Source organism: bacterium (genome assembly GCA_016703265.1).
GTDB lineage: Bacteria > Krumholzibacteriota > Krumholzibacteriia > LZORAL124-64-63 > LZORAL124-64-63 > CAINDZ01.
Genome location: JADJCK010000007.1, coordinates 164,136 through 175,978, shown reverse-complemented (window position 1 = coordinate 175,978; position 11,843 = coordinate 164,136). Strand labels below are relative to the sequence as shown.

Genomic DNA, 11,843 nt, shown 5'->3' with positions numbered 1-11,843 from the left:
ATCATCGGCCATCGATTCCGGGGCTGGAACAAAAAACAGGCCCCGGACCGTCCGGGTCCGGGGCCTGGGATCGGGCCGGGGTGCCGCCGGGCTGTCCCGGGCGGCCCTGGCCGGGGCTACTTCAGCATCGTCATGCGACTGGTCTGCGAGCCTTCCGACGTCACCAGCCGGGTCAGGTAGATGCCCGAGGCCAGGCGCTGGCCGTCGTCGTCGGTGCCGTCCCACCGGAAGGCGTGACGGCCGGCCGGCAGGTCACCGTTGGCCAGCACACGCACCAGGCGGCCGTCGACGCCGTAGACCTGCAACCGCACCTTGCCGGCCCGCGCCAAGTCGAAGGCGATCGTCGTCTGCGGGTTGAACGGATTGGGCACGTTCTGGTGCAGCGTGGTCGCCGCCACCAGGACCGGCAGGTCGGGCGTCGCCGAGATGCCGCCGCTCGACACGCCGAGCGGAGCGTTGGCCTGGCTGCGGCCGTCGACCAGGCCGATGGAGAGCCCGGGCTGTCCGGCCCCGACCACCTCGAAGGTGACCACGGCCAGCACGCCGGCACCCGACAGGCCGCGCTGGCGCAGGCCAAGCAGGGCCGCATCGACGAGGCCGGGCTGCGGCATGTAGACCGCCGCGGTACCGCCCTGCGCCGCCAGCAACGCCCCCGGGGTCACCGACACCGGCTGCACGGCCGCGTTGTTCCAGAGCAACGGGATGCTGAGGCCCTGCACCGTGCCGTCGCCCTCCATCCGGATGGTCACCGTGAAGGTCTGGCCGATCGACGGCAGCGGAGCAACGTCCAGCATGAGGAAGTTGCGCGCCACGGGCGCCGGCGACGCCGGGACGCTGCCGCCTCCGCCGGGTCCGGCGTTGAGGCCGTGGCTGAGGCTGAAGATCATCAGGTCCTCGAAGTCGATGACGCTGTCGGTCATCGGCAGCGAGAACGGGCCCGCGTTCGCGGTGGGGCCCACGTCGAGCCGGTTCGCGTAGCCGGGCTGGCCGTCCGCCCGCCCGTAGGCAGCCGTCAGCTGCGCCACATCGGAAGCGTCGACGAGGTTGTCGCCCAGGTTGCCCGGGCCGCCGGCGACGTCTGCCAGCAGGTAGTCCAGCGAGGCGGACGGCGTCACGGACACCGCCGGGTTGCCGCAGGTGTCCAGCACGCGCACGTGGTAGTACCAGTAGTCGCGCACGGGCGGGTTGTCGCGCAGCGCGGCCGCACCGGCCGGCAGCACCGCAGCCAGCTGCCAGCCGACGGTTGCCGGGTCGACACCGGCGGCCGGCACGGCCGGTACCGAGCCACCACCGTCGGAGAACTCGGGATACGAACCGAAGCCCTTGCGCCAGACCTGGATGCCCTGGGCGTCGGGCGTTGCCGGCACGCTCCAGGTCACGTCGACGGCTGTCTGCGCCGCCAGGGCGTTGCCGGACAGAACCTGGGCCGCCGCCACGCCGGTCGCCGGCGCCGGCGCCGTGTGGTCGATGGGCAGCACGGCTGCGGGCAGGGCCGCCGTCGGCAGCACCGCATCCGCGCAGTCACGCAGTTCGACCGCCGCCACGGTCACGGTGCCGATGCCGTCGGCGATGGTGGAAGCCAGGTCCAGATAGAACAGCACCCCATCCGACTCGTCGGCGTCACAGGGGCCGTCAAGGAGCACGCCGTCGACCTGTACCGAGCCGTCGAAATTCTCCACGGCCTGGAACGAGGTGTTGCCATGGGCGCGCAGGTAGTCGCCTTCGCGAACGGAGGCGGCGCCGTCACAGAGTTCCAGGTTGGCCAGCTGGAGCAGGACGGTGAACGACTTCACGGGCGTGGAATCCGTGCGCGTGATGCGGACGGGGATGCTGTCGGCGCACGCGACCACCGTCGACAGGCAGGTGCCCGGCGCCGGGTCCACGGCGACGTGGTTCGGCGCATCCAGCAGCTGGAATGTCGCCGTCAGCGAGACGGGGCCCGCCATCGAAACATCCAACGGATTCTGTGTCCCGCTGGCAGCACCGCTCCAGCCGGCAAAGTACCAGCCGGCGTCGGCCACCGCAGTCAGGGTCTCGACCTGGCCACAGGCGTAGTCCACCAGGTTCAGCGTGCGATTGACCGAACCGCTGCCGATGGCCTGCACGTCGATCCGGTTGCGAAGCGCATCCTCACCGGCGTACGGCCCGGAGGTGACTGCGAAGTAGTCCACCAGCACCGTGTGGGCCGGCGGGTTGGCGCCGCGGTTGCCGGCGTAGGTGCCCACACCCGTGACCGCCATCGCGTAGGAGAAGGAAGTGCCGGCGTCGTTCCAGATCACGCCGTCGGCCGACCAGGACTGCATGAATACACTGCCACTGCGGGTCAGGCGCATGGTGAACGGCGCCTGCAGGCCACCAGGCAGGGCGAGATCGTGCCGCACCTGCGCGGGACCCGTCTCGAGGGCGATGCGCAGCGCGCCGAGATCATTGCGGTACACTTCCGAACGCACCCACATCGCCTGGTCCTGCTTCACCAGGATGCCCTGCTGCCCGTAACCAGAGGGCGGCAACGAGTCGAACTTCACCTCGAGCACGAAGTCGGTGTTCTCGGCGGTCTGCAGGATGTGCGTGGCGCCGATGAAGCCGTTCCAGATCTCGTGCTCGTCGCCGCCTGGCACGCTGATCGCCACGCGGGCGCTGTCGCTGTAGGCATTGATGACCGCAGCAACGCCGCCGTCATTGAAGGGGTCGACCACGGTCCACCGGGGATCCAGGGCGCAGCCGTTGAAGTCGTCCGCGTCGGCCACGGTAAGGACCTCGAGGAACGTGGCCGTCACCGACTTGTCGCCGTTGATCAGAACGGTGTCGGGATTGGCCTGGCCACTGAGCGCGCCCGACCAGCCGCCGAAGACCCAGCCCGGATCGGGCACGGCCGTCAGGGCGACCGAGGTGCCGTGGTAATAGGTCCCGCCGGCGGGGTCGGACGTGACACTGCCGTGGCCGAACGTGGCCACCGTCAACGTGTGTTCGTCGAGCACGCCGAAGGTCGCCGAGACGGCACGGTTGCCGGCCATCGTGACCTGCTGCGGATTGGTGTCGCCGGTCAGGTCGCCGGCCCACGACTGCAGGGCCCAGCCGAGGTCCGCGACGGCGCTGACGGTCACCACGGTGCCCGCGTTATAGGTACCGCCGGGCGGCGAGAGCACCACGGCGCCGTTGCCGGCGGCCACGGTCGCATCGAGCGTGTACTGGGGCACGGCCACGAAGGTGGCCGTCACCGCGAGCGGGCCGTTCATGGCCACGACCACAGGATTCTGGCTGCCGGTCACTGCGCCCGACCAGGCGCTGAACGCCCAGCCCGGCTGGTCCACGGCCGTCAGGGTTTCCATATCGCCGCACAGGTAGTCGACCTTGTCCAGCGTGCGCTGCACCAGGCCGCCGCCGGCCACGGTGACTTCAAGGCGGTTGCGCAGCGAATCCTCGGCCGCCGGGGCGCCGGCGCCGTTGTGGAAGTAGTCCACTTCCACCGTGTGCGCGGGCGGCACCAGGCCGCGGTTGCCGGCGAACAGGCCCACTTCGTTGACCGTCATGGTGTACGGGAACGTCGGGCCGGCCTGCGTCCAGTTGACGCCGTCCTCGGACCAGGTGTGCGTCCAGTTGCTGCCGTCGCGCGTCAGTCGCATGTACAGCGGTTCGGTGACCGTTGCCGGCAGGTAGATGTCATGGGTGATCTGCGCCGGCCCGCGGTCCACGGCCACGCGCAGGTTGTTGAAGTCGTCGCGGAAGAATTCGGCGCGCACCCAATGCGCGTCGTCCTGCTTCACGATGATGCCTTCCTGGCCGAAATTGGCCGGGACGCGCGAGTCGAACTTCGCCTCCACCGTGAACTGCTGGCGGTCGTAGGCCGGCTGCAGGATGTGGGCGGCGCCGAGCACGCCGTTCCAGATCTCATGGTCGAAGCCGCCCGGCACGAAGATCGCCACGCGGGCACTGTCGGTGTAGGCGTTCACGATCGTGGCCGAGGCGCCGTCGTTGAACGGGTCGACCACGGTCCACATCGGGTCCAGCGCGCAGGCCGCGAAATCGTCGGACTGCGACACCGGCGGCAGCGGCGTGAACGTGGCGGTGACCGTCAGCGGGGCTGTCATGACCAGCGTGTCCGCGGCCGCACTGCCGACCAGGTCGCCGCTCCAGCCGCTGAACTGCCAGCCGCTGTCCGGGGTCGCCGCCAGCGCGACCGCGGTGCCCGCGAAGTGCAGGGGTCCGGCAGGGTTTGTCGCGACACTGCCGGAGCCGACGATGTTCGTTGTCAGCGCATACTGCGGCAACGGCGCGAACGTGACGGTGATGTTCTTGTCGGCATCGACGACGATCGTGTCGGGATTCGCAGAGCCGGCAAGGTCGCCGCCCCAGGAGCCCAACCCGTAGCCGAGAGCGCCCTGCGCGGTCAGGACGACGGCGCGGCCCTGGTTGTAGGTGCCGCCGGCGGGGCTCAGGCTCACGGTGCCGTTGCCGCCGGGCACGGTCACGATCACGGTGTGCTGCGGCACGGCGACGAAGTTCGCCGTCACGTTCATGCCGCCCAGCACGGTGATGGTATCGGGGTTGGCCGCGCCGGTGAGGTCACCGGTCCAGGAATCGAAGGCCCAGCCGGCGCCGTCGACCGCAGTCAGGACCACGCGGTCGCCGTAGTAGTACGGACCTTCGGCCGGGGACAGCGTCACGGTGCCGCCGCCGCCGGTGGTGCTGACGACCAGCGACTCCTCCGGCAGGGGCGCGAACGTGGCGGTCACGGCGGCAGGGCCCGACATGCCGAGCACGGCCGGCGAGGCCGCCCCGGCCAGGGCACCCGACCAGCCGGTGAAGGTCCAGCCGCGGGCCGCCACCGGGGTCAGCGTCACCGACTGGCCGCAGCCGTAGCTGGCCAGCGGCGGGTCCAGGTTCACGGTGCCGCCGCCGACCACGTTGATCGCCAGCGGCGCGCGGTCGGCGTCCTCGTCCACCCAGGGGCCGACCGTGTGCTTGAAGTAGTCGACCAGGACCGTGTGCGCCGGGTTTGTGCCGTTGTTGCCGGCATAGACGCCGACGCCCGTCACGTTCATGGCATAGGTGAATCCCGAGCCCGCCGGCGTATTCCAGGTCACGCCGTCGGAGGACCACTGCATGTTCCAGGTGTCGCCGGTGCGCATCACGCGCATGCGATAGGAACCATTGAGCCCGATCTGCACGTTCACCGGAATCGTCACGCCGTCCGGCAGCGTCGCCAGGACGTGCGTCATCGGGCCGAAGCTCAGGAACTCGAAGCGCAGCCAGATCGCGTCGCTCTCGCGGACGATGATGCCTTCCTGCGCCAGGGCGATATTGGGCAGGGCGGAATCGAACTTCGTCTCGATGCCGAAGTCCACGTCGAGTGCCGGCTGGATCAGGTGCGGTGCGGTGATGGCACCGTTCCACAGTTCGTGGATGGCACCGCTCGGCACGTGCAGCGCGAGCCGTGCATCGTCCGTATAGGACCCGACCAGTGTCTGCGTTGCCGCGTCGCCGCGCGGGTTGACGAACGTCCAGACGCTGTCGAGCGTGCAGGCGTTGAAGTCGTCCGAGGCGAACGCGTAGATGATCTCGGTGAAGGTCGCCGCGACGGTGCGGTCGGCCGACATCACCAGGGTGTCGGGATTGGCGGTCCCGGCCAGGTCACCGCTCCAGCCGGTGAAACTCCAGTCCGTATCCGGCACGGCCGTCACGACCACGGTCGTGCCCTCGTTGTAGATGCCGCCCGGCGGACTCAGCTGGACGGACCCGTTGCCGGCCGCCACGGAGGCCGCCAGCGTGAACTGGGTCACCGGCACGAAGTGGGCCGTGACTGCGGCTGCGCCGTTCAGGGTCACCTGCACGGGATTCTGCGACCCGGTGGCGGCGCCCGACCAGGAATCGAAGCGCCAGCCCGGCTGGTCGACGGCGGTCAGCGTCTCGACCTGGCCGCACCCGTAACTGGCCAGGTCCAGGGTCCGGTTCACGAGGCCGCCGCCGTCGAGGGTGACGTCGAGCGGCGCCCGCGTCGCATCCTCGGCCGCCGGCGTGCCGGCGGTGTTGTGCACGTAGTCGACCAGCACGGTGTGCGCCGGCGGCGCGAAACCGCGGTTGCCGGCGAACAGGCCCACGGCCGTGACGGTCATGTCGTAGTTGAAGGGGCCCCCGGCCACGTTCCAGGTGACGCCGTCGGAGGACCACGACTGGACCCAAGTGTCGCCGGTGCGCGTGACGCGCATCCACAGCGGGGCGGTCAGGCCCAGGGGCATGTAGACGTCGTGCGTCAGGATCGCGGGGCCGCGGTCGACCGCCACGCGCAGGCGGTTGGTCTCGTCGCGGAAGATCTCCGCGCGGATCCAGCGCGTCTCGCTCTCCTTGATGAGGATGCCTTCCTGCCCGAAGTTGCCGGGCAGGTCGGAGTCGAACTTCGCCTCGATGGTGAAGTCAACGTCCTGGGCCGGCTGCAGGATATGCGGCGCACCGATGAACCCGGCCCAGATCTCGTGCTCGATGCCGCCGGGCACGTAGATGGCCACGCGCGCGTTGTCCGACCAGCCGCCGGCCAGCGTCGCCGTGCCGCCGTCGTTGAACGGGTCGACGAACGACCACGGGGCGCCCAGCGCGCAGCGGTTGAAATCGTCCGTCAGGAAGACCGGCGGGATCACCGTGAACGTGGCGTGCACGTTCTTGTCGGCGTTCATCAGCAGCGTGTCGGGGTTGGCGTTGCCGACCAGGTCGCCGCTCCAGCCGCTGAACTGCCAGCCGGAATCGGGAACGGCCGTCAGCACGACCGACGAGCCCGACAGGTAGTCGGGGTCGTTCGGCTGGCGAACGACCTGCCCGTTGCCGCTGACCGTCGTCGTCAGCACATGCGTGGGCAGGACAGCGAACGTCGCGGTGACGGCCTTGTCGCCGTCGACAACCAGGGTCTCGGGATTCGCGGCACCCGCCAGGTCGCCGATCCAGCCGGTGAAGCCCCAGCCCGGCTCGCCCGCGGCCGTCACGGTGACGACGGTGCCCGCGTTGTAGGTACCGCCGGCCGGGTTCAGGGTGATGTTGCCGGCGCCGCCGGGAGACACGTTCGTGGTAACCGTGTGCTGCGCGACCGCGGCGAAAGTCGCGGTCACCGCGCGGTTGCCGTTCATCGTTACTGTCTGCGGGTTGACGCCTCCCGTGAGATCGCCCGAGAAAGCGGAGAAGACCCAGCCCGGGCCGTCGACGGCCGTCACCGTGACGACCGTGCCGCGGTTGTAGACGCCGCCGGGCGGCGAGAGCACGAGAGAGCCGCCGCCGGCCAGCGTTGTCGTCAGCGTATCGACGGGCACGGCGTTGAACGTGGCGGTGACGGCAGAAGGTCCGTTCATCGACACGACGGCCGGATTGGCCGAGCCGGTAAGTCCGCCGCTCCAGCCGCTGAAGGTCCAGCCCAGCTGGTCGACGGCCGTCAGCGTGACGTCCTGCGCGCAGGTGTAGTTCGCCAGGTCCGGACCGCGCGTGACCTGGCCGCCGCCGACCACGTCGACGGCCAGCGTGTTGCGTTCGATGTCGTCGCCGGAGCCGTCGACGCCGAACCAGTCGGCGTGCACGGTGTGCGCGGGCGGGTTCGCGCCGCGGTTGCCGGCATAGATGCCGATGCCGTCGGGCAGGAACGCGTAGACGAACGGGGCGCCGGCCGCCTGCCATACCGTTCCGTCCTGCGACCATTCGAGGGTCCAGGTGTCGGCGGCGCGCGAGACGCGCAGGTACAGCGGCGTGGCGCCGACCGGCACGATCTGGGTGTCGAAGAAGAGGGTCGTCGGGCCGCCCAGCGCCGCCACGCGGAACTGGCCGATCTCGTTGCGATACATCTCCAGGCGCAGCCACTGGCTGTCGCTCTGGCGCACCAGCAGGCCCTGCTGGCCGAAATTCGTGGGCAACACGGAAACGAACTTCACCGCGGCCGTGAAGTCACCGGCGGCCAGCGGCTGCAGAACGTGGGGCGCGCCGATGGTCGTGTTCCAGATCTCATGCGTCGAGCCACCGGGAACACTCAGGGCCAGGTGGGCGTCGTCGGTGTAGGCGCCGGTGATCCCCACCGCAGCGCCGGCATCACCCGCGTTGACGAAGGTCCAGGCGGGATCCAGGGCGCAGGCATGGAAATCATCGGCCTGGTACTGCGCCATCGCGCCCGATGCCGTGACGGCGATCAGGCACATTGCAAGCATGGCCCGCCAGGACCCGGATGCGGGCGGTGCGGACGTCCGATGCTGCCTGAAGCTGCGAAGATCCATCACGTGCTCTATTCCCTCCGGGTGAGTCCGCCTGCCGATCACAGGGGTGAGCCTCCGGCAGGCGCCCTCGCAGGCTCCCGAATCCGGACTGGATCGGAATGCGTCGACTCGTGAACCGACCGTCCCCCGACGGCCGGCATTCCGTCGCCGTTCATTATCCTACCACGCCAGCATACGGCGCACCAGAAAATTATACATATGGTTAGATTCCCAAGGCAAGGAAAAATATACGAATTCCGTGTTGTTTGCGCACGCCGCGTCGGGAAATCAGAGGGAATCGCCGGGAGCCATCGGGAACTGCAGGCTGGCCTCGGCCATCGTCGTCCATGGCCTCAGCACTTCTTCCAGCTGCGAGATGTGCAGGATGTTGCGGATGCGCTCGTTGCCGCAGACGACAACCAGCCGCCCGCCGCCTTCATCGATGCTCTTCCAGAGCGCCACCAGGCGACCAAGTCCGCGCGAGTTCATCCAGGGCACACGATCGAGGTCGAGGATGAAACGGCGTCCACCGGAGGCGAGCACGCGGGCTGTCTCGTCGAAGAGTTCGGGCCAGTCATGATCGGGATCGCCGCTGACGGCGAGGGAACGGATGGGACGTTCTGCGGCGCGTCCGTCCCACCAGGCCAGCTGGATCTGCCCGCCCGCGATCTTCAGGATGGGCCGCATCACCAGGATATCCGCCGCCGCAGGCGTGGCCGCCGTCATGCTCGCTCCCTCTTGACCTTGCCGGAACCTGCCGCAGTGGGCGGCCAACCACAAACCCGGCCTTCTACGCCGCACGGGCGCAATGGTTCCACACTTCGGCCCGCCGCCACAGCGGATGCGGACCCCTAGATGCGGCCGGCCCCCTGCAGCTCGAGCATGCGCAACTTGATCTGGCGCTCGAGATCCGGGCGATTCTCCTGGCGCGCGTAACGCGCCTGGATCCTCAGGATGCTCAATACGCGTCCAAGGGGCAAGGACTCGAGTTCCCGGACGATCGCCTCGGCGGTCGCATCGTCGGTCGCCACGGCCAGATCGGCCAGCAGCTGCTTCTCCCGCGCGTCGGCCACTGCGAGTGTATCGCTGACCTCGACATACATGGGCGAAAGCTGCAGCAGCGCACTCCCGCGCCCCGGCAGGGCGACAGTCGGCGGCACGGGCGCTTGGGAATCGACGGGCGGCACATCAGCGGCGAACGCGGGAACGGTGCAGGAAACCAGGACGAGGAGTGACAGGACGGCACGCATGGGACGACCTCCTGATTGTCGCGCGGCGATGACACCGGCAACCTGTCAACAGAATAACATATCCAGCAAGCCCATCGCAATCATTTTTTTGCACAATAGTAATATCATGAGCACGTCGCCACCGCCGACCGGCAGCGGGGTCATGGACTCCATAAAAGACTATTCCACAACTGCTTACAATAGCCGATGGTCATCCCGGTCGCGCGCACCTATTCTGGACCGCCGGCTGGCCCTCCCCCAAGAACACTGGAGAGTATCCCGATGAAGCGCTGCGGCTGGACGCACGGTGGCTCCGAACTCGACATCGCCTACCACGACACCGAATGGGGCGTGCCCGTGCACGATGACCAGCGGTGGTTCGAGTTCCTCATCCTCGAGGGTGCCCAGGCCGGGCTGAGCTGGTCGACCATCCTGCGCAAGCGCGAACGCTATCGCGAAGTGTACGACGGCTTCGATCCGGCGCTGGTCGCCCGCTACGGTGCGCGCAAACAGGCGGCGCTGTTGACCGACGCCGGCATCGTGCGCAACCGGCTCAAGGTCGCGGCGGCCGTCACCAACGCGAAGGCCTTCCTTGCCGTGCAAGGGGAGTTCGGGAGTTTCGACGCCTACGTGTGGGATTTTATCGGCGGGCAGCCGTTGCAGCCGCGGCGGCGCCAGATGTCCGACATCCCGGCGCGCACCACCGAATCGGATGCGCTCAGCCGGGACCTCAAGCAGCGGGGATTCACCTTCGTCGGCAGTACGATCTGCTATGCGCTCATGCAGGCGGCCGGTCTCGTCAACGACCACGAGACCGGCTGCTTCCGTCACTCCCAGGTGCGCGGGCTGCGCTGATCCCCGGGCGCACGCAGCGCTGCCAGTCCACCGTGCAGGCTGCTGACCGATTCCAGGCCGTTCCGGCGCCAGTGCCGCACCAGGTCGAGGGAGCGGATGCCGTGCGCGCAGAAGACGACGCAGGCCAACCCTGTCGGCGGCCCGGCGGCCCCGAACGTGCGCCACGACACGATCGGCAATCCCGCGAGCACGGCGGGCGCCGGATCGTGGGCCTGTTCCCGATCGCTCCGCGCGTCGATCCAGATGCAGCCGCGGGGCGAGGCAAGGTCTCCCCAGACAACTTCCTCGGCTTGTTCGGCGGCCTGGTCTGAGTTCGCTTCGCCGCCGCCGCCGTCCTCCACCGCTGCGTCCCGCTCCGCGGACTGTCCACAGAGCGGGCAACCGGGCACCGCCTCCCAGGTCGTGCGCCAGATGCCGGAGGCCGCGAGATCGACGTGCACCAATTGTCCCTGCGCCAGCGGCGAGGCCTCGAGCAGGGCACGCAGGGCCTGGTCGGCCTGCAGCGTGCCGAGCACGCCCGGCACGGGACCGAGGATGCCGCGCTCGCGACAGGTTCCCCCGCTGTCGTCCTGCGGGGGCTCGGGCCACAGGCACCGCCAGCAGGGCCCGGCGGCGGCGTGGTCGAAACGGAAGACGGCCAACTGTCCTTCGTCATGGTGCACGGCCGCGGTCACGAGCGGCCGGCGCGCGGCGAAGCAGGTGTCGTGCAGCAGGTAGCGCGCGGCGAAATCGTCGGTCGCATCGACCACCACATCGGCCGCCTCCACGAGCGCGCGCACGTTGGCCGCGCCTAGCGGCAACGTCACCGCCACCACCCGGCATTCACGGTTCAGCACGGACAGCCGCGCCGCCGCTGCTGCGGCCTTCGGCCGGCCCACGTCCGCATCGCCGAACAACACCTGTCGCGGCAGGTTCGAGGGTTCGACGACGTCGCCGTCGCAGACAACCACCTCGCGCAGGCCGGCGGCCACCAGGTAGGGCAGCACGGCGCAGCCCAGGCCGCCGGCGCCGACCACCAGCGCACTCGCCGCGCGCAGGCGCGCCTGTCCCGCTTCACCGACTTCAGGCAACTCGACCTGTCGCCGGTAGCGCTCGTCGGCCGGTGACGTCACGACTGCTCCCCGTTTCGATGGCAACCGCAGCCCACCCATTCGCTCGCGCCGTCGGCATAGTGTTCCCGCTTCCACACCGGCAGGCGTTCCTTGATCTCGTCGATGATCCAGCGGCAGGCGGCGAACGCCTCCTGGCGGTGGGGCGCCGCCGCAACGACCACTACCGCCACCTCGCCCGGCACCAATGAGCCCTGCCGGTGCGCGGCCGCCACCCGCACCGCCCCGAACCGCGCGGCGGCCTCGTCGAGGATGGCCTGTCCCTCGGCCAGGGCGAGCGGTTCGTAGGCCTCGTAGTCCAGCGCGATGACGGCGCGGCCCGCGTGGTGGTCGCGCACCCGTCCCTCGAACGTGACGACGCCGCCGCAGGCGTGGTCGTCGGGAGGCAGCAGTTCTGCAGGCGGTGGCAGCGCGGTATCCAGCAGGCGGAACAT

General features: G+C 69.4%; 6 protein-coding genes. 1 reads left to right on the top strand and 5 read right to left on the bottom strand.

Annotation, left to right across the window (positions count from 1 at the left end; translation table 11 throughout):
- Nucleotides 1-116: 116 nt before the first annotated feature.
- From IPG61_14620 to IPG61_14610, 3 genes are all read right to left on the bottom strand, one after another.
- Nucleotides 117-8,171, bottom strand: a complete 8,055-nt coding sequence (locus IPG61_14620) for a hypothetical protein (protein MBK6735282.1) — start codon at nt 8,169-8,171, stop codon at nt 117-119.
- Nucleotides 8,172-8,504: 333 nt separating this feature from the next.
- Nucleotides 8,505-8,942 carry an STAS domain-containing protein gene (locus IPG61_14615; GenBank protein ID MBK6735281.1) on the bottom strand — a complete coding sequence of 146 codons (438 nt, stop codon included), beginning with the start codon at nt 8,940-8,942 and terminating at the stop codon, nt 8,505-8,507.
- Between the two features lie 125 nt (nt 8,943-9,067).
- Nucleotides 9,068-9,466: a hypothetical protein gene (locus IPG61_14610; protein MBK6735280.1), complete on the bottom strand. Its 399-nt coding sequence runs from the start codon at nt 9,464-9,466 to the stop codon at nt 9,068-9,070.
- Between the two features lie 261 nt (nt 9,467-9,727).
- Here IPG61_14610 and IPG61_14605 point away from each other — a divergent pair, with 261 nt between their 5' ends.
- A complete protein-coding gene (locus IPG61_14605; GenBank protein ID MBK6735279.1) occupies nt 9,728-10,300 on the top strand; it encodes a DNA-3-methyladenine glycosylase I in 573 nt (190 codons plus the stop codon).
- On the opposite strand, the gene IPG61_14600 is transcribed toward IPG61_14605, so the two are convergent.
- Both IPG61_14600 and IPG61_14595 read right to left on the bottom strand, forming a co-directional pair.
- Entirely contained in the window at nt 10,273-11,412 is a 1,140-nt protein-coding gene (locus IPG61_14600) for a HesA/MoeB/ThiF family protein (GenBank protein ID MBK6735278.1), read from the bottom strand. The genes IPG61_14605 and IPG61_14600 overlap by 28 nt on opposite strands.
- Nucleotides 11,409-11,843, bottom strand: a complete 435-nt coding sequence (locus IPG61_14595; protein MBK6735277.1) for a molybdenum cofactor biosynthesis protein MoaE — start codon at nt 11,841-11,843, stop codon at nt 11,409-11,411. Before IPG61_14595 ends, IPG61_14600 begins: the two co-directional genes overlap by 4 nt.